Below are 26,208 nucleotides of genomic sequence, written 5' to 3'. Positions count from 1 at the left end.
CTCACCTCTCACAGAGCGACCCAACCGAACAAGGTCTCCAATATTTTCACGACGCTCATATTCCAGCGGGCCGACAGCTTCGGATCGACATTCGTTTTCATAAAGCCGTTAATCCGTTTGTTCTCCAGCACGATTGTATGCTGCGGATCGATCGCGACCCAATCGAGCGGAGCCGTATACTTGAAGCTCATGATAACCTCGCTGTCCATGCCGTCCCATGTCTTGTCGACTTGCGATCCGTCGGCGAAGCGGAACCGGATGGGCACGTCCCGATACGTTCCGCCCAGCTTGCGCAGCTGCACTTTATTGTCGTAAACCGTCTGACCGCCTTCGGTGAGCTTGCGCGTCTCAATGCCGGTCACGGCGTAATCGACCATCATGCCGCTGTATACGTATTGGTCGAAGAAGTCTTTCCAGCTCGTCTTCGTCACATCCTCCGCCGCTTGCTGGAAATCGGCCGACGTCGGGTGCTTGAACTTCCAGCGCTGGAAGTAGGTGCGCATAATCTTATCCATCGTATCCGGGCCGACCTGCCGCTCCATCGCTTTGAGCACCAGCTTGGCGCGGGTATATACATTCTCCGCGTATTGATGGTGGCCGCTGTAGCTCCAGGAGTTTTTGCGCAGCGCCTCCGGCGAAGTGATGTAACTCGACTCGACGAGCAGGTTCGGGCGTACGCCGTATTCGGAAGCCATCAGCTTATCCTCGGCATACGAGGTAAAGCCTTCGTCCAGCCACGCTTCCTCGAATTCGTTGCTCGCGACCATGCCGTAGAAGAACTGATGGCCGATCTCGTGGACAATCACGCGCTCGAGCTCGAGGCTCGGGTTTTCTTCGGAGGCGCCCCAGGCGGTGACGAGCGTCGGATATTCCATGCCGCCCGCGCCGTTGCCGTCGGCCGGAGGGACGACGATCGACAGGGTGGAGTACGGATAGCTGCCGTACCATTCGGAATAGCGGGCGAGCGCCTTCTTGGCGGCGGTCATGTAACGGGCCTTAAGCGCTTCGTGCTTCGGATCGAGATACAGCTTGATGCGCACGCCGGGCAGCGATTTGGTGGCGTACGGCTCTTCATAATAAATGAAGTGAGGGGAGGCGGCCCAGGCGAAATCATGCACGTCATCAGAATAAAAATTGTACGTCCGCGTCTTCCCGTCATCGGCCACCGGCCGGGTCGGAAATCCGGTCGCGGCCACCGTATAGGCGGAGGGCACCTTCAGCTTGACGTCGAATATGCCGAAATCGGCGTAAAATTCGGAATTGCCGTGGTACTGATGCAGATTCCAGCCCTCGTTCTCGCGGCCGCGCGTGCCCTTCGGCTCGTATACGGCAAGTTTCGGGAACCACTGGCCGGCCATGACGAAATCGCCGGCGTAGCCCATACGCGCAAACACTTGGGGGAGCCGTACCGCGAATTCTGTCATCAGATTAATCTTCTCTCCCGGCAGCACTGCGCGGGGGAGCGGCACCTTGATAAGCGTCTTATCGTCCTTGTTGCCGTCGTCCGGCTGCACGTATTCGATCCGGTCTGCAAGCTCCAGCTCCGCGCCGTCCATCGTACGGATCGACTTGATCGACATGCTGCCGTGATTGCCGTCCTTGCTGGCGTCGCTGCGCAGCTTCCCGCCGGATTCTTTCATGAACGTCGTCTTCTTCGATTCGAACGCATTCGGATAGAGATGGAAGTATAATTCCTTGACCGGCGCGCTGCCGGGGTTCTTCCAGGTCAGCGAGGAGGTGCCGGTAATCAATTTGCCGTCAGCGTCCAGCTCGGCATTCAGATGGTATTCGACGATGCGGTCGCTCAGCGGCTTGGGTGCCGGCTTCTCGGCCGGCTTGGCGGGCAGGCTGGGCGGCGCCGGGGGCGGCGCTGCGGGCTCCGTCAGCCGCAGCGAAGCGGAAGCGCTTGTCGCCTCGCCGGAAGGCAGGAAGATGCCCGTCGACGAGCCGTCTGCTAGCCCTTTGGACAGCGGCCAAGCGGGAGCTTCCACCGCCGAGCGGGCGGCAGCCGATTTCACCGGCTTCAGTTCCAGCGGATTCACGGTGTAGTCGGCCATAGCGATGCCCGGGTAGGCGGCTGGGGATACGGCGGGCAGCATCCACCCGCCTGCCGTCGCTCCCGGCTGCTTGGCGTCGGGAAAGAGGCTGCCCGTGAGCAGGGTCACGCCGCAGGCAAGCACGAGGACGGTGCTCCATTGTGCGGTTCGATTGCCGAGTCGTTTTTTCATTCCATTTTTCACCCCGTTGACAAGCATCTACAGCATGTATATGTTTGTGGGACGAGGATTATTTCTGCGCGCCGGAAAAAATCGCCGGCCCCGCGGCAGCCCGTCTCCGCAAGGCGGGGAATCGCCGCAGCTCCCGGGGAGAGCCCGCAAAGTTTTTTTGTGAAACGTTTGAAATGAGGGGCCTGAATTCGTTAGAATTAGAAGGAAGCGGATGCTTCTGCAATTCGATGACCGAGAATCACTCGAAGGATGGTGCACAATGAGCACGAATGAAACGAATGCACAGCCCGGAGCGGGGGAACAGGGCAAGAAGCTGCCTTCGCTCAATATTATAAGCAGCAAAGAAACGAAGCATCGGGGGTTCGGGCAAGGAGCGATCGACCTGAGCCAGCTGTCCAGCGTCATCATCGACGGCGACGAAGCGTATCTCGACATGGGCGCGCTGCACGCGAAGAGCAAGGTCGAGAAGGGCATCAAATTTTCGACCGACAAGTCCGCGGCAGAGAACGGGCGTCCTTGCTGGATCGTATGGGTTGCGGTCGACTTCAAGGAGGAAGGCAAGTATTACGCGGGCATAACCTCCTGCGAAATGCTGATCGATACCGAGGCGAGAAAAGGCTGGAAAGTTCTTGCGGACCATGTCAACCGCATGGATTACGCGCTCAAGCGCCGCGTCATGGTCGACAATTTGGGAGACGCACAGAAGGCTGTGCTAAAGCAGTTGCTCATCGAAACGGATGCGCAAATGTGGGAGCTTTCGGAGCCGATTGTAAAGGAAGCACTTGGATAATAAAGAATTTGTCTATTATGTGACGGTCATTGTACGGCATGGCATAACGATGTATACTATACGCTAGTATATGCATCATATACTAGGACAGCAAAAAGGCAGACCTTCAGGTCTGCCTTTTTGTGTTGCCGGGAACGCCCGGCGCGGGGCGGAATGGGCCTCGTTCTCAGTTCGTCCACCAGCGTTTCAAGTCTTCCCACCAGGTGCCGTTCTGCTTATCCTTGCCCGGCTTCGGATCGTCCTTCGCCGGCTGCTGCGAGCAGTATTCCGTCGGCTCCGTCCCTGCGACGAACGATTCCAGCCGCGGGTTCGGGCAGCCTTCGCCTGCCAGCTTGCCCGACGCCGGGTCGATGTAGACGCTGACGACGCCTTCCGGCACCTCGAACAGCTTCGGCGGCACCGACTCGAGCGTACGCTCGGTGAACTCGGCGAAGATCGGCGCCGCCAGATGCGATTCGATCGTCCCGATCGTGCGGTCTTTGTCGTAGCCGACCCATACGGCCGTAGACAGCTCCGGCGTGTAACCGACCAGCCATGCATCCGTGTTCGTCGTTCCCGTCTTGCCGGCGACCGGGCGCTTCATGACGCTGGAGACCCGGCTGCCTGTGCCGCCCTGGTCAAACACGCTCTCCATGAGCTGCGTCAGCACATACGTGTACGCCGGCTCGATGATCGTCTCCTGCTTCGGATTCGCTTCGTACAGCACGCGCCCCCGGCGGTCTTCGATCCGCAGGATGGCCGTCGGCTCGACCCGTACGCCTTGATTCGCCAGGATACCGAACGCCGACGCCATCTCATACGGGCTGACCGGGAAGGTGCCGAGCGCGAGGGAGGGCACAGGCTTCATCGGACTCGTAATGCCCATTCGTTTCGCCATCTCGATAACGCGCTCCGGTCCCGCTTCCATTATCGTATGCACAGCGTAAATGTTATCCGACTTGGAAATCGCCGTTCGCATATCGATCATGCCGAAGAACAAGTTGCCGAAGTTGCTCGGCGTATACGTCTGCCGGTCCTGATCGTACGTGAACGTCGTCGGTTCGCTCTTGAACCGGTTGAGCGGCGTGAAGCCTTTCTCCTTCAGCGCCGTTAAATAGACGAAAGGCTTGAAGGAAGAGCCGGGCTGGCGCGTGCTGGCAAAGGCGCGGTTGAACTGGTTCTCCGCGTAATTGCGCCCGCCGACCATCGCTTTCACATATCCGCTCCGCGGATCGATCGCCACGAGCGCGGCCTGCAGCTCCGGAAACTTCTCGAGCTGCTCCTTCACGACGTCCTCCGCTTGCTTTTGCGCCTTCAGATCGAGCGTCGTATAGATGCGCAGCCCCATATCTTCGAACTGATCCTCTTCGATGCCCAGCAGCTCCGTCGCCGTATTGCGCACGTAATCGCGGAAGTACGGCGCGGTGATCGGCTTTTTGCTTTCCAGCGGCAAGATGTTCAGCTTTTCGCGGGCCGCGGCATCCGCTTCCCGCTGCGTAATGTAACCCGTTTCGACCATCGTGTGCAGCACCGTTTTTTGCCGGTTGAGCGCGCCTTCCATGTCGTAGTACGGGGAGTAGTAGCGCGGTCCCTTCGGGATCCCGGCGAGCAGCGCACTTTCGGCGAGCGTCAGGTCGCGTGCGTTTTTGCCGAAAAACAGCTGAGCCGCCGCCTGTATGCCGTACGTGGAATGTCCGTAATAAATTTGGTTCAAATATTGCTCCAGAATTTGATCCTTGCCCATCTGCAGCTCCATCTGCACAGCGTAATACGTTTCCTTCAGCTTGCGGGTCCAGGTCCGCTCATGCGTAAGATACAGATTGCGCGCGAGCTGCTGGGTGATCGTGCCGGCGCCCTGCACTTTGGCCATATGCTGCAAATTGACGAGCGCGGCCCGGGCGATCCCTTCCGGATCAAAGCCGTAATGGTTGTAAAATTTCCGGTCCTCGACCGAGAGCGTCGCCTCGATCAGCATCGGGGATATATCGCTGAGCGCCACCGCCTGACGGTTCTTCCCCCCGCCGTATGCTTCGATCATCGTGCCGTGCACGTCGTACATTTCCGAAGCCATGGTCATCTTGGATACGGGCAGCGATTGCGACCGCATGAAGAGCAGCATCACGATCGCCCCGGCCGCCGCAAGAATCAGGCAGGACAACGAGAGGGAGGTCCATTGCTTCAGTCGGCGGATCCACCGGGCATCGCTTGCGTCTTCCGCCTGTTTTCGCTTGTCGGCCATGCCGGTCAGCCCCTTTGTCTCGTGAAATACGGTTCCTTATATAATGAATCATAAAGCCCCTATTCTCCATTATGGTAAAACATAGAAACCGCTATTCACCTGCGGGTGAACAAATCGTTACATTTTTGTTTTTGCGCGGTTCGGAGGCCGGTCGGCGGGTTGCATTTTGGGGGATATCCTCTATAATACAATTTGACGCTACAGGCGTCCCTGAAACAAGGGTTTGGATGTGTCCTTAAGTCACGGTATCCCCGGATGCCGACATATATTGCTGCTAAAAGAAAGGTGTGTGCGACAGTGGAATTGTGGTATACGGAGAAACAGACGGAGAACTTCGGCATTACGGCGAAAATTCGCGAAACGCTCGTGACGGAGAAAACCGATTTTCAAGACTTGGCAATGATCGATACGGTAGAATGGGGCCGCATGCTCGTGCTCGACGGCATGGTCATGACGACGGTGAAAGACGAATTCGTATATCATGAAATGGTGGCGCATCCCGCCCTTAATACACACCCGAATCCGAAGCATGTGCTTGTCGTCGGCGGCGGCGATGGCGGCGTCATCCGCGAAGTACTGAAGCATCCGCAAGTGGAAAAAGCAGTGCTCGTTGAGATCGACGGCAAAGTAATCGAATATTCGAAGAAATTTCTCCCGGAAATCGCCGGCGAGCTGGACAACCCTCGTGTGGAAGTCATCGTGAACGACGGTTACATGCACATTCATGATCACAAAAATACATACGACGTCATCATGGTCGATTCGACGGAGCCGGTTGGCCCTGCCGTCAACCTGTTTACGCAAGGCTTCTATAAAGGAATCTTCGACGCGCTGAAAGAAGACGGCATTTTTGTCGCACAAACGGACAACCCTTGGTTCAAGGCCGACTTGATCCAGACGGTGAACCGCGACGTGAAGGAAATTTTCCCGATCGTTCGCGTCTATTGCGCCAACATTCCGACTTACCCAAGCGGTCTGTGGACGTTCACGATGGGCTGCAAAAAGTACGACCCGTTGCAAGTGGACGAAACGAAAATCGAAGAGATCGACACGAAATACTACACGCCTCGACTGCATAAGGCTGCTTTCGCGCTGCCGAAGTTCGTCGAAGACTTGACGAAGTAATCCAAGTAGCTAAGGAGATTCCATACGATGCGACTCGATCAAAAATATTCCGGCAACGTCTATATTCTCAGCTCGGATGACTATGCCGCTTCCAAAGCGGTCATTTACGGCATGCCGATGGACTACACCGTCAGCTTCCGTCCGGGCTCCCGCTTCGGCCCGGCGCGCATCCGCGAAGTGTCGATCGGGCTGGAGGAATACAGCCCGTACCTGGATAAAAGCCTGGAAGACATCAACTACTTCGATGCGGGCGACCTGCTGCTGCCGTTCGGCAACGCGGGGCGCAGCCTCGAGGTCATCGGCGAGTACGTGAAGGGGCTGCTGGACGACGGCAAGTTCCCGTTCGGCCTTGGCGGCGAGCACCTGGTCAGCTGGCCGGTCATTCAGCAGGTGTACGCGAAGTATCCCGACCTGGCGCTCATTCACATCGACGCGCATGCCGACCTTCGCGAGCAGTACGAAGGCGAGCCGCTGTCTCACTCGACGCCGGTGCGCAAGGCAGCCGCGCTCATGGGCGGCAAAAACATATATCAATTCGGCATCCGCTCGGGCTCCCGCGAGGAGTTCCAGTTTGGGCGCGAGAACATCAACTTCTATCCGTTCGAGGTGCTCGAACCGCTCAAGAAGGTGCTTCCGGAGCTGGCGGGCCGTCCTGTTTATTTGACGATCGACATCGACGTGCTCGATCCGAGCTGTGCGCCGGGCACCGGCACGGCCGAAGCGGGAGGCATCACCTCGAAGGAGCTGCTTGCGGCCATTCACGCCATGGCGCAGTCGGAGCTGAACTTTGTCGGAGCCGACATCGTGGAAGTAGCGCCGGCGTACGACCCTACGGAGCAGACGCAGATCGTAGCGAGCAAGCTCATCCGCGAGATGCTGCTCGGGCTCGTGAAGTAGCCTTTCGTTTCATCGCAGGATACAAGCCGATCCGGTTGGCCGACCAAGCCGCCGCATCGGCTTTTTTGTTGCATAAGTGTCATAACTTTGTATAGGGATAGAAAGGGATAGGCGTGACGACGTAGAATTAATAGGGCAAGGCACGACAGGGAAGAGAGGAGAGGAAGTTTATGAAATCGGTTACGGTACAGCAATTGGTGGACCGTTTTTCATTGGAAGTGTTAACGGGGGAAACGGGACTCGACCGGATGATCCCGAAAGCCAGGGTCCATCGTCCGGGATTGGAGTTTGTCGGGTACTTCGATTTTTTCTCTCATGCCCACGTACAGGTGCTGGGAAGCAAAGAAATTACGTACTTGCATACGCTGAGCGAAGAAGAACGCAATCTGCGGATCGGCAACATCGTGAAATACCATCCGCCGTGCTTTGTAGTGACCCGTAATCTTGAAGGGCTCAAATATTTGAAGAAATATTGCGAGGAAGAAGGCATCGCGCTTCTGCGCACGTCGGAGCCGACCAATCGATTCACCGAGCTGCTGGATGCATACTTGTCCAAGGCGCTCGCGCCCGAAATTGCGATTCACGGCGTATGCGTCAACGTATCGGGCATCGGCATTTTGCTGCGCGGACAATCCGGCGTAGGTAAGAGCGAAACGGCGCATACATTGATCCGCCGGGGGCACCGGCTCGTGGCTGACGATGTCGTCGTCCTGAAGAAGATCAGCCCCGAGACGATATTGGCTACGCATAACGAAATCAACAAAGAATTTCTGGCGCTGCGCAGCATTGGACTTGTCAACGTATCCCGCCTATACGGGCGCAAGGCGTTCCAGGACGAAACGCGTATCGTCCTGGACATCGAGCTGTCCAAATGGCAGGAGAACGCCCTTAACAACGAGCTGGAGAAGGAGCAGCAATATTCGAGCTATATGGACGTGAAAATTCCGAGGATCGAAATTCAGCTGCAGCCGGGCAGAGACGTAGCGGGCCTGGTCGAAGCGGCGGCGAACAACTGGTATTTGCAAAGGCAAGGCTATAGCGCGGTCGAGGATTTCATGAAACGCATCGAGAATCAAATATAGCTCGGCAGGCCGCGAGGCCGAGAAAAGGGCAGCACCGCAACAGGGGGCTGCTTCTTTTCTGTCTTATCGGGCGGATCAAGGGCTGCGGAGCGTGAAGAGCGTCAATTCCGGCCGGCACCAGAACCGGACGGGGTATTGAGAAACGCCGATCCCTCGATTCACGTACAGCTGCAGCTTGCCGCCGCCGAGCGCATAGAGCCCTAACACGTAATTTCGGGCGTATTTGGGCACCACGATATGTCCGTAGAACGGCAGCCGGACTTGTCCGCCGTGGCTATGTCCGGATAGCTGCACATCCACAGGATACTGCGCGGTCACGTCGGCGTAATCGGGACAATGGCTCAGCAGCACGACACAGTCGTCCGGATTCGGCTTCTTTAGCGCTTGTCGGATGTCGGGCTTGCCCTGCCATTGGTCCTCGACTCCGGCGATCCAGACGGCGCCCCCGTTCCGCTCCGCGCGCACTGCGTCGTTGCGCAGCACCGTGAATCCGCCGGCTGTCAGCGTTCGGACGACGTCGGCGGAGCTCGAATAATAATCGTGATTGCCGAGCACCGCGAATTTGCCGAGCGGCGCCTCCATAGAGGCGAGCGCCTCGATCGCTCCGCGGGTCTCCGCCTCGCTGCCGATGGCGTAATCGACCAGGTCTCCGGTGAAGCAGAGGATGTCCGGCTGCAGAAGGTTGATTTCGGCGCCGAGTCGAAGCAGATCTTCGGCCATGTAATGGAACCCGAGGTGCACGTCGCTGAATTGCGCGATTCGCAGACCGTCCATCGGCTCCGGCAGGCGGTCCAGCCGGAGCGTTACCGACGTGCGTTCAAGCCATCTCGGCTCCGCATAGCGTGCATAGCCGAAGCCGGCCGGGGGCAGCGCGGCGATCGCGGCGGCCGAGAGCATCGTTTTTTTGAGAAATGTTCGCCGGGTCAGCTTGGCCGGGCTTGTCTTCGGTGGATAGTTCATGCGGCCCTTCCTTTCGCGATCGGTGTTCTATGGAGAGTAGACGCAGCGAAGCGCCGCAGGGTTTCCTTTTTTGCGAAAAAAACAGGTCTCCCGGTTTTGCCGGAAGACCGCTCTGTGCAGTACAATGAAACCATCGAATACAATCCATACACGGGAGCGGAGCTTTGATCATGACCGATACACATTCGACAGCCGGGCGGGAACGCGTCCGTATCTCCTTATCCAGCGCGAACGGCAGCGAGCCGGCAACGCGGCAGCAGCTGGCTGGAGAGCTATACCGGAAAGGAAGCAGCACGTATTTGCGGTATGAGGAGCTGCCGGATGCCGGCATGGGCCGCACGGTAACGACGATGCGCATCGATCCGTCCGGACTGCGCATCATTAGGCAAGGCGATGTGCAATTCGAACAAACGTTCCGCGCGGGAACGCGCCATCTCGGCTATATTCAGACGCCGCAAGGCAGACTCGAGATCGAGACGGTTACACATTCCTTCGCATTTAGGGAGGGGAGCGGGAGTCTCCTTCCGCTACATGTCCAGTGGAGCTACGATCTATCCGTCATGGGCGAGGAGGCCGGGTGTTTCCGGATCGAATTGACGGCCGCCCGCGAGTTGACTCCATAGCGGCTGTCTTGGCTGCGGCGGATTACGCCAAGGCGATGTCCGGCGGCGGCTACTTCGATACGGACGACACGGCCCGCAGCGCGTGAATTTCTTTGACGCCGCCGATGCGTTTGCCCGGCTTGATCAGCAGGCGGGCGTGCTTGCGCAGCAGCGTTTTTACCCGCAGCGGGCTGAGTCCCGGATTTTTCGCCAGCATGAGCGCGACGACGCCGGATACGTGCGATGTGGCCATCGACGTGCCGCTGAGCTCGCTGTACTTGCCCCGCATCCATGTGGAAAATATGTTTTCGCCGGGCGCATATATATCGATCTGCTTGCCGACATTGCTGAACGGCGCCACACTGCCCCGGCGCGTCGTAGCACCGACGGCGATGACTTGGCGCAGCTTGGCGGGATAATCGATCTCGGCCTGCTTGCCCTCGTTGCCGGAGGAAGCGACGATGATGATGCCTGCCTGGTGTGCGCTGAGTACGGCCGCTTCCAGCGCCCGGCTGTACGCCCGCATGCCAAAACTCATATTGATAATGTCGACTTCGTTTTTGATGCACCATTCAATCCCGCTGATAATATCGGATACGAAAGCACCGCCTTGATGATCGAACGCTTTGACCGGATGAATGATCGCCTGGGGCGCGACGCCGATGATGCCGTGATGCTTCGTGAAGGCGGCGATCGTTCCGGCAATATGGGTGCCGTGCCCGTTGTCATCGATAGGCAGCATATGCCGCTGAAGAATGTTGACGCCCCACGACAAACAATGCCGCAAATCCGGATGATTGTGGTCGACGCCGGTGTCGACGACGCCGATGCGGATGCGGTCTCCTTTGGATTTGGGCCATGCCTGGGGCGCGCGAATGTGGCGTACCCCCCAAGGGATTAGCGTTTTCGTCGGCGCGCTTCGGCTGCGCCGAAGTCCGCTGGTCGGCAGCGCCGTCGTGCGGGGCTGGATGGCGTGAACGTCAATGCGCGTATCCGTTTCGATCGATTGGATGAACGGGACGGAAGCGATTTGCGCGGTAGATCGAAGCGTACAGGAGATGGCGCGGATGAGATGGAGCGGTTGAATCTGTTTCAGGAGCGGCAGCGACTTGCTGTAGCGGCGGATACGCCGTACAAAGGCTGCGTAATCCCGATTGTTGCTGAAGCGGATGATGTGCCGCTGATCGGAGCCGGCATGCGTCTCCAAAGCCTCATTCAGCCAAAGAGCGAAAGTCGATGGATTCACGATCGATTCCCCCTAGTACGACATCGGAATTCCTTTTTTCATCGTATGTGGGACGATGTCCATCCGTATAAGCATATGGCTATAAATCAAAAAATGGGTGGATTGCCGTGTCAAAGCGGAAACGGCGACATACGATATGTTAGGGGGAATGTCTTGACTATTTGAAGCCCGTTACGGTTTAACTTGCCGCAGCTATGTCATTTCTCCGGTTTTACCCAGGGGCTGAAGTCTCTGGCGGATACAGTCGGGGCGAAGGAAGCGTGAATTGTTGGCGGGGCGTGCTGCGCTCTTGCGGACAAAATGCGCGTTCCTTTGCTTTTTTTGGCGGCTTCCGGGAAGACAGTTGCATTTTTACATAAAATAAGGTTTACTAATGGAGATAATCGTTAAGTTGACAACCGTTAGCGGCGATTGACGTTGCGGCAGTTGCAAACTGGGAAAGGACGTGCCCCGAAATGAGTGCTCAATATCAACTTAAAATCAACTCAGAACAGGCCAAAGAAATGCCGATGGTGGATCTGGCTTTCGAACTGCTCAAGACTGCGAATACGCCGTTCTACTATCGGGATCTAATGTCTGAAATAGCCAAAATCAAAGGTCTGTCCGACGATGAAGTCATGCAGGTCATAGCCCAACTATATACCGAGATTAACATCGACGGCCGTTTTGCTTGCGTCGGGACGAATTTGTGGGGGCTTAAGCGCTGGTACCCGGTAGAGAAATCCGAGGATGCCGTCGGCAGCGGGAAGCGTCCGCGCATCATTAACGATGAAGACGACGATCTGGACGACGAGGATTTGTTCGCGGAAGAAGAGGATACGTTCACGGAGGAAGAAGAATACGATTCTTACGACACCGTGCGCGACGAAGACTTCGAGGCCGAGGAAGCGGAAGAAGAGACCGAGTTCTTCGAGGATGAAGAGGTTGACGAAGAAGAGATTGACGAAGTCGGCATAGACGAAGAAGATGCCGAACTGGAAGAAGGAATGGAAGACGAAGACGGCGAGGAAGAGGAAGATCTGGACGAAGAGGAAGACGAAGGCAAATAACGTTGCAGCTTGCTGAACCTTCTCTTGACACTACGTGCCTGTTCAGAGTAAACTATTTTCTGGGCTTTGGATGAACGTTGCGGACCATGTGGTCCTTTTCGAATGATAAGACGGCCGGATTTGTGATCGAGGAATGGCTTTCTTATCGCGGAAAATTAACCTTTATGTCGCGATCGCTCATTCTCGGATGCATCCGCTAGCGGATTCCCATCGTCGGGAACGGTTCGCCGGGCAGAGGATGATCATCCGATTCGGACTTCGATAGAAGTTTTTTCATTAAAGTGCCCCGTTGCTGCGGGGGACTTTTTCTTTTTTTTAGGGAATACTAACCAGGGGGGTTACATAATGACCAAGTATATTTTCGTGACGGGGGGCGTCGTTTCCTCGCTCGGCAAAGGAATCACGGCCGCTTCGCTCGGTCGGCTGCTCAAAAATCGCGGGCTCAAAGTCACGATTCAAAAGTTCGATCCGTATATTAACGTGGACCCGGGAACGATGAGTCCTTATCAGCACGGCGAAGTATTCGTAACGGATGACGGGGCGGAGACGGACCTGGATTTGGGTCATTACGAACGGTTTATCGACATCAACTTGTCCAAGAACAGCAATGTGACGACCGGGAAAATTTATTCCTCCGTCATTGCCAAGGAGCGCCGCGGCGAATACTTGGGCGGGACCGTTCAGGTCATTCCTCACATTACGAACGAAATCAAAGAGCGGGTTTTCCGCGCGGGGCGCGAAGCGCACTCGGACGTTGTCATTACGGAGATCGGCGGGACCGTCGGCGATATCGAGAGCCTTCCGTTCCTTGAAGCGATTCGCCAGATCAAGAGCGATATCGGCCGCGATAACGTCATGTACATCCATGTTACGCTCATTCCGTACCTCAAGGCTGCCGGCGAAGTGAAGACGAAGCCGACGCAGCATAGCGTCAAGGAGCTGCGCAGCATCGGCATCCAGCCGCATGTCGTCGTCTGCCGTACGGAGCATCCGCTTGCCGAAGACATGAAGCGGAAGCTTGCACTGTTCTGCGATATCGATCCGGGCGCCGTCGTGGAATGTCTGGACGCCGAGACGTTGTACGAAGTGCCGATGATGCTTCGCGAGCAGGGGCTCGACGACATCGTCGTGAACCATCTTGGCTTGAAGGCGGATCAGCCGGATATGACCGAGTGGGAGAAGCTCGTCGGCCGCGTCAAGTCGCTGAAGGAAACGACCGAAATCGCCATCGTCGGCAAATACGTGGCGCTCCACGACGCTTACCTCAGTATCGTCGAGGCGCTTGGACATGCAGGTATCGATTGCAACACGGAAGTGAAGATTCGCTGGGTCAATGCGGAAGAAGTATTCGAGCATAACGTCGATGAGCTGCTCTCTGGCGTACACGGCATCCTGGTGCCCGGCGGTTTCGGCGACCGGGGGATCGAGGGCAAAGTGACGGCGATCCGTTATGCGCGCGAGCAGCGCATTCCGTTCTTCGGCATTTGCCTCGGTATGCAGGTGGCTGTCGTGGAATACGCGCGTTCGGTGCTTGGACTGGAAGGGGCCAACAGCTCGGAGATCAACCCGACGACGGCTTACCCGGTCATCGACCTGCTGCCGGAGCAAAAGGATATCGAGGACCTCGGAGGCACCATGCGTCTGGGCCTGTATCCTTGCAAATTGAAGGAAGACTCTTTGGCGATGCGCTGCTATAGCGACGAGCTGGTGTATGAGCGCCACCGCCACAGATACGAATTCAACAACGAGTACCGCGACGCGATTGAAGCGGCAGGTCTCATCATTTCCGGGACGAGCCCGGACGGCCGTCTGGTGGAAATTATCGAATGCCCGGATCATCCATGGTTCCTGGCCGTTCAATTCCATCCGGAATTTACGTCCAGACCGAACCGTCCGCAGCCGTTGTTCAAGCATTTCGTGCAAGCTGCATACAGCCACACAAGATAACAGACGTCAAGAAGGAAGAGCCCTATCGGCCTTCCTTTTTTTGTGTGTAAATAGCTTTGGACCAACGGATACAGCGGCCGGCAGCGGGCCGAAAAGCTGGGCCGATCTGTAAAAGTTTTCAACTTTTTTGAAGTTCAGTTGCAGGAATCTGCTTCTTCGTAGCGAATAGTCCATATAGTAAAGCTTGAAGGTCGGATTCCTGACACCATGAAGGCACGTAAGTATACACGGAGATTTCACAGCGAAAACTCCAAGAGGAGGGGTACCTAGTTGAAGAAGAAATTGCTTATTGTCGATGATCAGAATGGCATTCGCATTTTGCTGATGGAAGTGTTCAGCAGCGAAGGCTACGAAACGTACCAGGCGTCTAACGGGAAACTCGCGCTCGAGATCGTCAGGAATGCATCGCCCGATTTGGTACTGCTGGATATGAAGATTCCGGGGATGGACGGGCTCGACATTTTGAAGCACATCAAAAGCATCGATTCTTCGATTAAAGTGATCATGATGACGGCTTATGGGGAGCTGGATATGATCAAGGAAGCGACCGATCTGGGAGCCATCATGCATTTTACGAAGCCCTTCGATATCGATGAGCTTCGCCAGGCCGTCAATCAGCAGCTTCGTTCGCCCAATAGCAATTCATTCGCCGTGGGATCCTGAATAGGGTCTCTTTTTTTGAGATTAACGTTTGTTATTTTCTATGGTATAATAGCTCAGTATGACAAGTGAGCGGTTTTTGCACTCAACATGTTTAATTCATACCAGGAGGAGAGAAACAAAATGCCATTGGTTTCGATGAACGAGTTTTTGCCAAAAGCAAAAGCGAACAAATTTGCAGTAGGCCAGTTTAACATGAACAACCTGGAGTTTGCCCAAGCGATTACGGAAGCGGCGGAGGAATTGAAATCGCCGTTTATTTTCGGCGTATCCGAAGGTGCGCTCAAATACATGGGTATTGATTTTACGGTAGCGATCGCGGAAGCGGCCGCCAAGAAATCCGGTTTGCCGATTGCGCTTCATCTCGACCATGGAAGCAGCTTTGAAGTGGCGATGAAATGTATCCGCGCTGGCTTCAGCTCCGTCATGTTTGACGGTTCTCACTACTCCTTTGAGGAAAATATCCGTTTGACCAAAGAGGTCGTCAAAGCGGCTCGCGCGATGGGCGTATCCGTGGAAGGCGAGCTCGGAACGATCGGCGGCGTTGAAGACGACATCAGCGTGGATGAGGAAGATGCGAACCTCGCGAAGCCGGAAGAAGCGATCCGTTTCTACGAAGAAACGGGCGTGGATTGTCTGGCGATTGCCGTAGGTACAGCGCATGGCATGTATGCCGGCGAGCCGAACATCCGTTTCGACATCATCGAGCAAGTGTCCAAAGCGATTCCGGTACCGGTCGTACTTCACGGCGGATCGGGCGTTCCAGACGAAATGATTCGCAAGTCGATTCAAGCCGGCGTTGGCAAAATTAACGTCAATACCGAAAACCAAGTCGCTTGCACCGACGCGATTCGCGAAGTGTTGAACAAAGACGCGAAAGTTTACGATCCTCGTAAATACCTCACTCCTGCCCGCAAAGCTATGGTAGAAGTCGTTAAATCCAAAATTTTGCTGTTCGGCAGCGCCGACCAAGCTTAATCGATCGATTGCGTTCTGCTCGGGAAATATGCCTGCAAAGGCGTATTTCCCTTCACTTCTATTTATTCACCCGTTGGATTCTCGAAATGACAGGAAGATTTTCGCGATTTTTCTGCGCTTATTTATTAAAGCGTTAAAGCAGTGAAGTGGGAGGAAAAAGAACGAATGGAGAAATTGATGATCGCCGGCGGGCGACCACTTCGGGGAACGGTCCAAATCAGCGGAGCCAAAAATAGTGCGATTGCGCTTATTCCTGCGGCTATTTTGGCGGAAACGGCAGTGACGCTGGATAATCTGCCTCTCCTGAGCGATGTGTCGATTTATACGGAATTGCTCACGGAATTGGGCGCCACCGTTGAACGGGATCATGACCAGATGGTGATCGATCCTCGTCAGTTGGTATCCAAACCGATGCCTAACGGCAACGTCAAAAAACTTCGCGCTTCCTACTATTTGATGGGAGCGCTGCTCGGCAGATTTGGGGAAGCAACAATTGGTATGCCGGGGGGCTGCAATTTCGAGCCGCGGCCGATCGATCAGCATATTAAAGGATTCGAAGCATTGGGGGCTCAGGTGACGAACGAGAACGGTGCCCTGCACATCAAGGCGAAACAGCTGCGTGGAGCGAAAATTTATTTGGACGTTGTCAGCGTAGGCGCAACGATTAATATTATGCTTGCGGCCTCTCGGGCCAAGGGCGTCACAACGATCGAAAATGCGGCCAAAGAGCCAGAAATTATAGATGTAGCAACTTTATTGAATTCCATGGGCGCGAAGATCAAAGGGGCCGGAACGGAAACGATCCGCATCGAAGGCGTAGACAACTTGCATGGCTGCCGTCATTCGATTATCCCCGACCGCATTCAGGCGGGAACCTACATGATCGCGGCGGCGGCTACCCGAGGCGATGTCATCGTCGACAGCGTCATTCCGAAGCATCTCGAAGCGTTGACTGCCAAATTGCAGGAAATGGGCGTACATATTTATGAAATGGACGAATCCATTCGCGTTGTAGGTCAGCCGGAATATATGAGCGTGGACGTAAAAGCGCTCGTCTATCCTGGGTACGCGACCGATTTGCAGTCGCCGATGAGCAGCTTGCTTACACAGGCGAGTGGTGTCAGCGTGCTGACCGACTATGTGTACAGCAACCGCTTCAAGCATATCCCCGAGCTTGTCCGGATGGGGGCGAAAATCCGGGTGGAGGGTCGTTCGGCCATCATCGAAGGCGGCATGCTGAGCGCAGCCAAAGTGAAGGCGACCGATCTGCGCGCAGGCGCGGCGCTTGTCGTAGCGGGTCTTACGGTGCCGGGCGGCATTACGGAAATTACCGGCGTGGAGTACATCGACCGGGGGTACGATCATCTGGTCGCCAATCTATCAAACTTGGGTGCCGAGGTATGGCGCCGGGACGAATGATTTGTATAGATTGGAATCTTTTTGGGTAATGCTAGAATGTATCTTTGCCGAGCAGCCTTGAAAATTTAATAGTTTGGTGGTTGAATACTATGGATATGCATTTGGCGCAGCTTGAAGCGCTAAAGCTCACAGAGCTTTACAAATTGGCCAAGAAGCATCAGATCGCTTCGTACGGCACGCTTAAAAAAAGAGAACTTATATTTGCCATTCTTCGTGCTCAGGCGGAACAGAGCGGATTGATGTTTATGGAAGGCGTGCTCGACATTTTGCAGGAAGGCTTCGGCTTCTTGCGGCCGATCAATTACTTGCCGAGCTCGGAAGACATTTATATTTCGGCTTCGCAAATCCGAAGATTTGATCTGCGGTCCGGCGACATCGTTTCCGGCAAATGCCGCCCGCCGAAAGAAAACGAGCGATATTTTGGATTGCTGCATGTGGAAGCGGTCAACGGCGAGAGCCCGGAATCGGCTTCGGAACGTTTGCACTTCGCGGCGTTGACTCCTCTTTATCCTCAGAAGAAACTCGTGCTGGAAACTTCCCCGACGAATTACTCCACTCGGTTGATGGATCTTTTGGCTCCCGTAGGCTTCGGGCAACGCGGTCTGATCGTGGCGCCGCCGAAAGCCGGTAAAACGCTCCTGCTCAAAGAAATCGCGAACAGTATTTCCGCGAACCATCCGGATGCTCATTTATTCGTTCTGCTGATCGACGAACGCCCGGAAGAGGTAACCGACATGCAGCGTTCCGTTAAGGGCGAAGTGGTCGCCTCGACGTTCGACGAGCTGCCGGAGAACCACATTAAAGTGGCGGAGCTGGTGCTGGAGCGGGCGCAGCGGCTGGTGGAGCATAAGAAGGACGTCGTCATTTTGCTTGACAGCATTACGCGGCTGGCCCGTGCTTACAATCTGGTCGTACCGCCTACAGGCAGGACGTTGTCCGGCGGGATCGATCCAGGCGCGTTTCACCGTCCGAAACGCTTTTTCGGCGCGGCGCGCAATATCGAGGAAGGCGGCAGCTTGACGATACTCGCTACGGCGCTGATCGAAACAGGCTCGCGCATGGACGAAGTCATTTACGAGGAATTCAAAGGAACCGGCAACCTGGAGCTGCATCTGGACCGCAAGCTGGCGGAACGCCGCATCTTCCCGGCGATCGATATTCGCCGTTCCGGCACGCGTCGCGAGGAAATGCTGCTGACCAAGGAAGAGCTGGATAAAGTATGGGCGATTCGCAAAGGGATGAACGATTCCCACGATTATATTGAAGCATTCATCAAGAAATTGGCCGATACGAAGACGAATCAGGAGTTTTTGGAGAGTCTCGAAGGCGGCGGCGCGCCGAAGACCGGAGGCGGCAGCGGCAGCGGCGCTTCCCGTCGCGTGAAGCACTCGGTCTCGTAGAAGGAGGACATCATGAATCTGGTTTATGCGGATCAGAGTGGCAGCGTGTTCGATCATCCCGACTTCATCGGGCTGGGACGCAGCGGCGAGATGGTGACGGACATTCTGGAAGAGGAGCTGATTCCTCTTCCGGAAGGTGCGACCCTTGTCAGCTTGCCGGATACGCGGCCGGTCGGCGTGCATGCCGCTACCGGCGAGATGCGCGTCGTTCCCGGCGAAGTGAACGCTGTCGGAGCACTTTTGCCGCAAGGCTTCACGAGACTGATGCTTCCCGGCTACGCCAAGGCGGATAAGTCCGCCGTGCTTCCGCTTTTTGGCTACACGGCGGTCGTATGGAAAGACGGAGGGTTCTACGTTGCGGCGGAAGCAACGGACGATCCGGAGCGGTGGAACCCGCGGAATTGCGATCCGGACGAGCTGGAGCTGCAGGTAAACCGTCTGCTGACGCGATATGAGGATAATCGGCTGTATAAGCATTTGTCCAACTGTGCGCTGGAATACGAATGCTTGACCGCTTCCAATACGTTTTTGAATCGCTGGGAGGGCGCAGTACCGGTCTCGTTTTCCTGTAACGCCGGCTGCTTCGGGTGTATTTCGGAGCAGCCGGAGGACAGCGGCTTTCTTGCGCCCCAAACCCGGATGAACTTCAAGCCTACCGTGGAAGAAGTCGTTCAGGTGATGCTGGAGCACTTGAAAACGCCGGAGAGCATTATCAGCTTCGGCCAAGGCTGCGAAGGGGAACCGTCCACGCAAGCCAAGACGATCATCGAGGCCATTCGCGAAGTGCGCAGACAGACCGATATTGGGTACATCAATATCAATACGAACGCGGGACTTACCGATCATATTCGCGGCATCGTCGATGCCGGTCTCGATTTAATGCGCGTCAGCACGATCAGCGCGCTTGACGATCATTACAATGCTTATTACAAGCCGCGCGGCTATACGTTGAAGCATGTAGAGAAGTCGCTTCGCTATGCGGCCGATAAAGGTGTTGTGACCTCCATCAATTACTTGATTTTCCCCGGAGTCACTGACCGGGAAGAAGAGATCGAGGCGATGATTGAGTTTGCCCGCCGCACCGATCTCAAGCTCATTCAATTGCGCAATTTGAATATCGACCCTGAAAGCTATCTTCAGTTGATTCCTCCGGCGCGGGGCGAGCGTTACGGCATGAAACAAATGCTGGACATTTTCCGCGAGGAGCTGCCGGACGTCGTGCTCGGCTCGTACACACACGTGCCTGGGGAACTTTTGGACAAGCGGAACAAACACTTGCAACGTTGATTGGCGGCGTGCTATAATCGTCACGGTATGTATAACTCTGATTCACATGGTGTTTCAGGGCAAAAGAGGTGAAAGGGCAATGAAACAAGCAATCCATCCGACTTATCATCAAACGACGATTACTTGCGCATGCGGTAACACGTTTGAAACGGGTTCCGTTAAGCAAAATCTTCGCGTAGAGATTTGCTCCGCTTGCCATCCGTTCTTCACGGGTAAGCAAAAATTCTTGGATGCCGGCGGTCGCGTTGATAGATTCAAGAAGAAATACGGCATGTAATTTGTTGCCGGCTTCACTGAGGCATAAGCACACCTCCTGTGGTCATCCTAAGATTGTAGATCTTAGCGCCACAGGAGGTGTTTTTATGTCCAAATGGATTCGATGTATGATCGGCGCATGCCTCATATCGGTCTGTGCGACGGCGTGTCAGAAGCAGGATACCCATCACGAGGTGCAGTCGCACGCCCGCGACGGACTGCTCGGCATTACCGACGTCAATCCGAACAATCCGATGGGAGCGACTTACCGTACGTATACGGATGATCTTCGAGTTATGGATCAGGCGGTCAAAGCGCAGCTGCCTGTTGTTACGCGGACGAATATTAGCTTGAACGGACCGACTGCGCATGTGCGGCTCGACGTTCCGGCGGGTACCGATCAGTCGACAATCGAGCGAATTCGCACGCAGGCGCAAGAGGCGCTGGCCGCGGCTGTACCCCGATACAAGTATAAAGTTAGCGTTGCTGTTAAATAAATCCCCAAGGTTGCTATTTAAGGACGAATCGTCTATACTTATCTTTGCCGTGCTAGACGGGGAGGTAGCGGTGCCCTGTAACCCGCAATCCGCTACAGCGGGGTTGAGCGCCTATTCGCGGTATTATGATGTGAGGTTTGGGTTTTAAAGTTGGTGTTGAGAGTCGGGTCCTCCGCAATGGAAGCTTGTGAATCCGGTCAGGTCCGGAAGGAAGCAGCCGTAAGCAAGATGTTCCATGTGCCGGAGGGGAGCCTAACTTGAGCTGACGATAAAAATTCCACTCGGATCATACTATCAAGGTAGGTGCACGGTTTTCCTACATACAGATACACCGGTGATTGACCTTTGCGGTCAAGCGAACCGGTGTTTTTTTATAAGATCAGAATGTATAAGTTTTCAGCGAAGCTGAAGAATGAGGATCTTTCAAAAAAAGTTTCCGCTAAAACACGAATGTATCTTCATCGAAAGGCTTCGACTAGAAGCTTTTTTATATGCCTGGAAGAAGGAAAATGAAAAATTTAGGAGAATTGTATACTAAAGTTAACCAAATCAGGAAGCGCTGTTCACATGAGCGGGCCTCGTTCATGTCGCTTGCAAAAACAGTTTTTCTTTAGGCGAAAAACCTTGGGGGGAGAAAACGGTGCAGCATGAACTAAGTTTGCTTCAGCAATTCGCAGGCACATTCCTGAAAGACGTCAATTTGGGCGTCATTTTGCTCAATACGTCTTTTGAGCTTATCGACATCAGCGATATGGCCTGCCGCGTGCTCGGACTTCACCGGGAACAAGTTCTTCATCTTCCTATGGAACGGGTATTTGCCGCATTGCCCGCCGAGCATCAGCTCTTCAATCGGAGCATTCTCGACGGAATGGTTGTCCGCAATCATGCTTTATCCTGGACGCTTGGCGAAGAACGGTACGAACTGTTGATGGATTCAAACGTATTGCGCGATGGTACGGGGGACGTTGTAGGCGCTTATATCATATTCAAGGACGTGACGAATCTGCGTTCCCTGGAAGAACAAGTGCAGCGCAGTGACCGGCTGGCCATGATCGGGCAGATCGCCGCGGGAACCGCTCACGAAATCCGCAATCCGCTGACATCGATCAAAGGTTTTTTGCAGGTGCTGCGCAAAACGTTCGAGGATCAAGGCATGCGGCGCGAAAGCGGGTATACCGATGTGATGCTAGCCGAAATCAATCGCATCAACGAACTGGTAAACGAATTTTTACTGCTCAGCAAGCCGAAGCATGCCGCCATGGAGGAAGTCGATGTATCCCAAGTACTGCGGGATATACTGCCGATCATTAATAATGAAGCGATATTGCACGGTGTTATCGTCCGGTATGAGGCGATGCTTGATCTGCCCCGCGTGATCGCAGACCGCGAGCTGCTGAAGCAAGTGTTTCTCAATATAGGCAAAAACGGAATTGAAGCGATGGGTGAAGGAGGGTATCTGACCTTATCTGAACGAGTCGATATGGAAGAAAGAAAGGTGAGCATTGATATACATGATACAGGACCGGGTATTCCGATGTTCGTCATCGATAAAATATTCGATCCTTTCTTTACGACAAAGGAACAGGGGACCGGACTCGGGCTGTCTGTCTGCCAGCGCATCATTCACGATATCGGAGGATACATCCGCGTATCTTCCAAAGGGTACGGCACGACCTTTACAGTGAGCATTCCGTTCCCATAACGCGCCCTCAATGCCGTTGACGCCCGCCCCGCAGCACCGCTCCCCTTCAAACCGCTTGCCGTTTATAGTATAATGAATAAGATAAACATTCATTGGAGAGGGCAAGATGGCACATATCGCCTTATACCGTACGTGGAGACCACAGTCGTTTCAGGATATGGTCGGCCAGAAGCATATTGTTCAGACCTTGCAGAACTCGCTTCGGGAAGGCCGCTACAGCCATGCTTATTTATTCAATGGGCCCAGAGGGACGGGCAAGACGACGACGGCGAAAATTTTAGCCAAAGCCGTGAACTGCCTGAACGGTCCCGGCATTGAACCGTGCAATCAGTGCGACGCATGCATTCGAATCACGGAGGGCGCCGTGATGGACGTCGTCGAGATTGATGCGGCATCCAACCGCGGCGTCGAAGAAATTCGCGATATCCGCGATAAGGTCAAATACGCGCCTACGGAAGTGCGTCAGAAGGTGTACATTATCGATGAGGTGCACATGCTGACGACGGAGGCGTTCAATGCGCTCCTCAAGACGCTTGAAGAGCCGCCGGCGCATGTGATGTTCATCTTGGCTACAACGGAGCCGCACAAGCTGCCGGCCACCATTATTTCCCGCTGCCAGCGGTTCGACTTTCGCCGGGTGGCGCTGGAAGAACAGGTGGAAAGGCTGCGGGAAGTATGCGAGGATGAGAACATCCAGGCCGATGAAGATGCCCTGGCTTTTATCGGCAGGCTATCTGACGGCGGCATGCGCGATGCCATCAGCTTGCTCGATCAGATCATCGCCTTCTCGGGCGAACGCATTACGTATGAAGATGTGCTGTCGATTACCGGGGGCATGGCTTCCGATCAATTCGAGCGGCTTGTGATTGCCGTACAGAACGCTGATGTAGCATCCGCGCTCAAGCAGGTTGATGAATTCATGCAAGAAGGCAAGAGCGCCGACAAATGCATGGAAAATTTAATTTATTATTTCCGGGATCTATTGATGGTGAAGATGGTGCCGGGCTCGCAAGCCGTAACCGAGCGCATTCTCGATGTGAAGCGGTTTGCCGAGGTGGCGCAGCGCTTCAAGACGGAAACGCTTATCTCCATGATCGACACGCTGACGTACTACCAGACGGAGATGAAATATTCCGTTCAGCCGCAGACGCTGCTCGAAGTGGCTTTGATGAAGCTTTGCAGCGGAGCATCCGCATCGCCGCAAGGAATCGATCCGCTAGCGGCGGCATCCGGTTCGCCGGAACGGACCGATGGCGTGGTGGGGCAGCTCATGAACCGCATTCAACGGCTAGAGGAGCAGCTTGCCCAAGTGTTGAAGAATGGGATAGTCCCTTCGGCGGGAGCAAACGCTTCGGCTTCGGCCTCCGCGCCTAGGAGCGCACCCGCGGCGCCTGTCATCAACAAGAAGACGATCGAGAAGCTCGAAGGCTACTTGAAGGGCATCGAAGATCCGGCGTTCCGGACCGTTGCCCAACAATGGAGCCAAATCATGGGACGCGTCAAGGAGCTTAAAATTACGGTTCACGCTTGGCTTGTCGATGGGGAGCCGGTATCCGCTCATGACGGCAATGTGCTTGTTGCCTTCAAAAGCGCAATGCATCGTGAAACGACGGAAAAGCCTGCGAACAAACAATTGATCGAGCAGGTGATGGGTGAGCTTCTTGGCGAGCCCTATCGTTTACTCACCATCATGATGAAGGATTGGAAAGCCGCCGCCGAGCAGCGCAAGCCGGACGACGCGCCGAAGGAAGAGCTCCAGCTCGTGCCAGAGGACGAGCAGCCATCCGGCGAAATCAAGGAGGATTGGATCAACGAAGCGATCCAATTGTTCGGTGAAGATTTGGTGAAAATAAAAGAAGACTAAAACTTGACCCTTTAGGAGTGTGAGTTCGAATGAACAACATGAACCAAATGATGAAGCAAGTGAAAAAAATGCAGGAACAAATGATGAAAGCGCAGGAAGATTTGGCGAATCGTACGATAGAAGGTACGGCCGGAGGCGGCGTTGTAACCGTAACGGTAAGCGGACAGAAAAAAGTCACCGCTGTCGTTATCAAGCCGGAAGCCGTTGATCCGGATGATGTTGAAATGCTTCAAGACCTGGTGCTCACTGCGATCAACGACGCTATGGCAAAAGCCGAAGAATTGGCTGGCAAAGAAATGTCCAAATTAACCGGAGGCATGAACATTCCGGGATTGTTCTAGGCGGCGAGTACCGATTTCACCGATGTGAGGAGCTGCTTCCTTGTTTTATCCGGAGCCCTTAGCCAAGCTGATTGACTCATTTTCGCGCCTGCCGGGGATCGGACCGAAGACGGCGGGACGTCTGGCTTTCCATGTGCTTAGAATGAAAGAAGACGATGTTATCGACTTCGCCAAAGCGCTGGTCAACGTCAAAAGAAATTTGCATTATTGCTCCGTTTGCTGCAATATAACGGATACCGATCCATGCCGCATTTGCCAGGACAAGAGCAGAGACGCATCAATTATATGCGTTGTGCAGGAACCGAAAGATCTGGTCGCGATGGAGCGAACCAAAGAGTTTAACGGATATTATCATGTGCTGCATGGCGCAATTTCGCCAATGGAAGGCATCGGCCCGGACGAAATCCGGATCGCCGACCTGCTGAAACGGCTCAGCGACGAAACGGTCGAGGAGCTGATTCTGGCGACGAATCCGAATATCGAAGGGGAAGCAACGGCGATGTATTTATCCCGACTCGTTCGATCGTTCGGCTTGAAAGTAACGCGGATCGCCCACGGACTTCCGGTTGGCGGCGATTTGGAATATGCCGATGAAGTGACCTTGACCAAAGCGTTGGAAGGTCGCAGAGAGCTGTAAAGCAGCAGGGAGGAGCCTCTTGAAGAAGAGGCTTCTTTTTTTTGGTTCTAACCGTCTCCCTTGTCTTATATCTATATAAAGAATAGGACAAACCGGGAGGATGATCGATATGGCGGCTTGGCTGAGAAGGTGGAGAAAAAATAATGGGGAGCTGAAACTGGCGCCCTCCGTGCAGCAGGACCGTTACTTATTAGTGCAGGAAATTCGCAAAGCGCATCTGGAATGGGAAATTGCGCAGAAACGCTTTGAGTACGTAACAGAAAAAGAACAAATCGATTATTCCATTTATGCGCTGGAAGCGGCGGAGAAACGGTTTGAAATGCTGCTCAAACAAGCGAAAAATATGAAAATATCTGCGGGAGAAGTGGCTGCGAGCCGTACGACGGAGGGATTGTTATAATGCAGTACATGTTGTGGGGCGTTTTCTTGGGGTCAGGTCTATTGCTTGCATTTGTGCTGCTGCGCCGGCGCTTTGCATTCCAGTGGCTTGGACATGCTTGCCTGCATATTGCATTTGCGTCCATTTTATTGTATATTCTTAATCTGTTCAGTTCGTACACGCATCTGGAGCTGCCGCTTAACGCGGTGACGATAGGTACGGTCAGCATTCTTGGCCTTCCTGGACTGGCGGCATTGGCCGCTTTAAAATTGTGGGTGCTCGTGTAAAATATTTTTTGAAAAAAACACTTGCATTGAACTGGGCGAATGTGATATATTAATCAAGTCGCCGCTGAAACGGTCGACAACAACCGACACCAAATGATGTCGGAAAATGAAACGAATTGCCCTTTGAAAACTGAACAACGAGTGAGTGAAATAGAGAATGCAAATTCTCGCTAGCAGTAAATTTTGAGCTCAATCAGCTTACATTATAGCGGACATGATCTTCGGATTGTGCAAGCGACCTTAATGGAGAGTTTGATCCTGGCTCAGGACGAACGCTGGCGGCGTGCCTAATACATGCAAGTCGAGCGGACCCTTCGGGGTTAGCGGCGGACGGGTGAGTAACACGTAGGCAACCTGC

General features: G+C 54.6%; 24 protein-coding genes, 1 rRNA gene and 1 other RNA gene. 22 read left to right on the top strand and 4 right to left on the bottom strand.

The features are described 5' to 3' along the window. Nucleotides 1-8: 8 nt before the first annotated feature. A complete protein-coding gene (locus tag KXG62_RS28865) occupies nt 9-2,228 on the bottom strand; it encodes a M1 family metallopeptidase (protein ID WP_218095472.1) in 2,220 nt (739 codons plus the stop codon). A 259-nt stretch (nt 2,229-2,487) separates the two neighbouring features. Between KXG62_RS28865 and KXG62_RS28860 the strand changes: the two genes are divergently transcribed. Next, a complete protein-coding gene (locus KXG62_RS28860; protein WP_218095471.1) occupies nt 2,488-3,018 on the top strand; it encodes a YwhD family protein in 531 nt (176 codons plus the stop codon). A gap of 166 nt (nt 3,019-3,184) precedes the next feature. Here KXG62_RS28860 and KXG62_RS28855 read toward each other — a convergent pair whose 3' ends face one another. Continuing rightward, nucleotides 3,185-5,236: a transglycosylase domain-containing protein gene (locus KXG62_RS28855; protein WP_218095470.1), complete on the bottom strand. Its 2,052-nt coding sequence runs from the start codon at nt 5,234-5,236 to the stop codon at nt 3,185-3,187. A 297-nt stretch (nt 5,237-5,533) separates the two neighbouring features. Here KXG62_RS28855 and speE point away from each other — a divergent pair, with 297 nt between their 5' ends. The 3 genes from speE (at nt 5,534) to hprK (ending at nt 8,340) form a co-directional block, all read left to right on the top strand. Beyond that, a complete protein-coding gene (speE, locus tag KXG62_RS28850; protein ID WP_218095469.1) occupies nt 5,534-6,361 on the top strand; it encodes a polyamine aminopropyltransferase in 828 nt (275 codons plus the stop codon). Nucleotides 6,362-6,388: 27 nt separating this feature from the next. Next, a complete protein-coding gene (gene speB, locus KXG62_RS28845; protein ID WP_218095468.1) occupies nt 6,389-7,258 on the top strand; it encodes an agmatinase in 870 nt (289 codons plus the stop codon). A 170-nt stretch (nt 7,259-7,428) separates the two neighbouring features. Beyond that, nucleotides 7,429-8,340, top strand: coding sequence for an HPr(Ser) kinase/phosphatase (gene hprK, locus KXG62_RS28840; protein ID WP_218095467.1), 912 nt, complete (start codon nt 7,429-7,431; stop codon nt 8,338-8,340). 75 nt (nt 8,341-8,415) lie between these two features. Here hprK and KXG62_RS28835 read toward each other — a convergent pair whose 3' ends face one another. After that, nucleotides 8,416-9,300 carry a metallophosphoesterase gene (locus tag KXG62_RS28835; RefSeq protein WP_218095466.1) on the bottom strand — a complete coding sequence of 295 codons (885 nt, stop codon included), beginning with the start codon at nt 9,298-9,300 and terminating at the stop codon, nt 8,416-8,418. A 170-nt stretch (nt 9,301-9,470) separates the two neighbouring features. On the opposite strand from KXG62_RS28835, the gene KXG62_RS28830 reads away from it, so the two are divergent. Beyond that, nucleotides 9,471-9,923 carry a YwiB family protein gene (locus KXG62_RS28830; RefSeq protein WP_218095465.1) on the top strand — a complete coding sequence of 151 codons (453 nt, stop codon included), beginning with the start codon at nt 9,471-9,473 and terminating at the stop codon, nt 9,921-9,923. Between the two features lie 49 nt (nt 9,924-9,972). Here KXG62_RS28830 and KXG62_RS28825 read toward each other — a convergent pair whose 3' ends face one another. Beyond that, nucleotides 9,973-11,148, bottom strand: a complete 1,176-nt coding sequence (locus KXG62_RS28825; RefSeq protein ID WP_343223540.1) for a S8 family peptidase — start codon at nt 11,146-11,148, stop codon at nt 9,973-9,975. 455 nt (nt 11,149-11,603) lie between these two features. Between KXG62_RS28825 and rpoE the strand changes: the two genes are divergently transcribed. The 17 genes from rpoE to KXG62_RS28740 all read left to right on the top strand — a co-directional run. Continuing rightward, nucleotides 11,604-12,197, top strand: coding sequence for a DNA-directed RNA polymerase subunit delta (rpoE, locus tag KXG62_RS28820; protein ID WP_218095464.1), 594 nt, complete (start codon nt 11,604-11,606; stop codon nt 12,195-12,197). Between the two features lie 345 nt (nt 12,198-12,542). After that, nucleotides 12,543-14,144: a CTP synthase gene (pyrG, locus tag KXG62_RS28815; RefSeq protein WP_218095463.1), complete on the top strand. Its 1,602-nt coding sequence runs from the start codon at nt 12,543-12,545 to the stop codon at nt 14,142-14,144. A gap of 270 nt (nt 14,145-14,414) precedes the next feature. After that, nucleotides 14,415-14,807, top strand: a complete 393-nt coding sequence (locus KXG62_RS28810; protein WP_218095462.1) for a response regulator — start codon at nt 14,415-14,417, stop codon at nt 14,805-14,807. 120 nt (nt 14,808-14,927) lie between these two features. Beyond that, the gene (fba, locus tag KXG62_RS28805) at nt 14,928-15,782 is read left to right on the top strand and encodes a class II fructose-1,6-bisphosphate aldolase (RefSeq protein ID WP_218095461.1); all 855 of its coding nucleotides are present in this window, start codon (nt 14,928-14,930) and stop codon (nt 15,780-15,782) included. A 165-nt stretch (nt 15,783-15,947) separates the two neighbouring features. Further along, on the top strand, nt 15,948-17,201 hold the full coding sequence (locus KXG62_RS28800; RefSeq protein ID WP_218095460.1) for a UDP-N-acetylglucosamine 1-carboxyvinyltransferase: 1,254 nt from the start codon (nt 15,948-15,950) through the stop codon (nt 17,199-17,201). Nucleotides 17,202-17,290: 89 nt separating this feature from the next. Further along, nucleotides 17,291-18,601 (top strand): transcription termination factor Rho, encoded by a 1,311-nt coding sequence (rho, locus tag KXG62_RS28795; protein WP_218095459.1) that lies wholly within the window; start codon nt 17,291-17,293, stop codon nt 18,599-18,601. Between the two features lie 12 nt (nt 18,602-18,613). Continuing rightward, complete coding sequence (locus tag KXG62_RS28790) at nt 18,614-19,888, top strand: radical SAM family protein (RefSeq protein ID WP_218095458.1); 1,275 nt, start codon at nt 18,614-18,616, stop codon at nt 19,886-19,888. Nucleotides 19,889-19,967: 79 nt separating this feature from the next. After that, nucleotides 19,968-20,165, top strand: coding sequence for a 50S ribosomal protein L31 (gene rpmE / locus KXG62_RS28785; RefSeq protein ID WP_218095457.1), 198 nt, complete (start codon nt 19,968-19,970; stop codon nt 20,163-20,165). Nucleotides 20,166-20,250: 85 nt separating this feature from the next. After that, nucleotides 20,251-20,640: a hypothetical protein gene (locus tag KXG62_RS28780; RefSeq protein WP_218095456.1), complete on the top strand. Its 390-nt coding sequence runs from the start codon at nt 20,251-20,253 to the stop codon at nt 20,638-20,640. Nucleotides 20,641-20,687: 47 nt separating this feature from the next. Then, nucleotides 20,688-20,951: signal recognition particle sRNA large type (ffs, locus tag KXG62_RS28775), an RNA gene on the top strand. Nucleotides 20,952-21,280: 329 nt separating this feature from the next. Further along, on the top strand, nt 21,281-22,342 hold the full coding sequence (locus tag KXG62_RS28770) for an ATP-binding protein (protein ID WP_218095455.1): 1,062 nt from the start codon (nt 21,281-21,283) through the stop codon (nt 22,340-22,342). 106 nt (nt 22,343-22,448) lie between these two features. Next, nucleotides 22,449-24,206 (top strand): DNA polymerase III subunit gamma/tau, encoded by a 1,758-nt coding sequence (gene dnaX, locus KXG62_RS28765; protein ID WP_218095454.1) that lies wholly within the window; start codon nt 22,449-22,451, stop codon nt 24,204-24,206. 29 nt (nt 24,207-24,235) lie between these two features. Then, nucleotides 24,236-24,547: a YbaB/EbfC family nucleoid-associated protein gene (locus KXG62_RS28760; RefSeq protein WP_218095453.1), complete on the top strand. Its 312-nt coding sequence runs from the start codon at nt 24,236-24,238 to the stop codon at nt 24,545-24,547. A 40-nt stretch (nt 24,548-24,587) separates the two neighbouring features. Then, on the top strand, nt 24,588-25,184 hold the full coding sequence (gene recR, locus KXG62_RS28755; protein WP_218095452.1) for a recombination mediator RecR: 597 nt from the start codon (nt 24,588-24,590) through the stop codon (nt 25,182-25,184). A gap of 109 nt (nt 25,185-25,293) precedes the next feature. Beyond that, on the top strand, nt 25,294-25,584 hold the full coding sequence (locus KXG62_RS28750; RefSeq protein ID WP_218095451.1) for a DUF2508 family protein: 291 nt from the start codon (nt 25,294-25,296) through the stop codon (nt 25,582-25,584). Beyond that, a complete protein-coding gene (locus KXG62_RS28745; RefSeq protein ID WP_246627684.1) occupies nt 25,584-25,850 on the top strand; it encodes a pro-sigmaK processing inhibitor BofA family protein in 267 nt (88 codons plus the stop codon). Before KXG62_RS28750 ends, KXG62_RS28745 begins: the two co-directional genes overlap by 1 nt. 240 nt (nt 25,851-26,090) lie before the next feature. Beyond that, nucleotides 26,091-26,208: ribosomal RNA gene (locus KXG62_RS28740) — 16S ribosomal RNA — on the top strand; the annotation flags it as partial.

It is taken from the genome of Paenibacillus solanacearum (assembly GCF_910593845.1).
Taxonomy (GTDB): Bacteria; Bacillota; Bacilli; order Paenibacillales; family NBRC-103111; genus Paenibacillus_G; species Paenibacillus_G solanacearum.
Note: the sequence above shows the minus strand (reverse complement) of the source record. Positions and strands in the feature narration are given on the sequence as shown.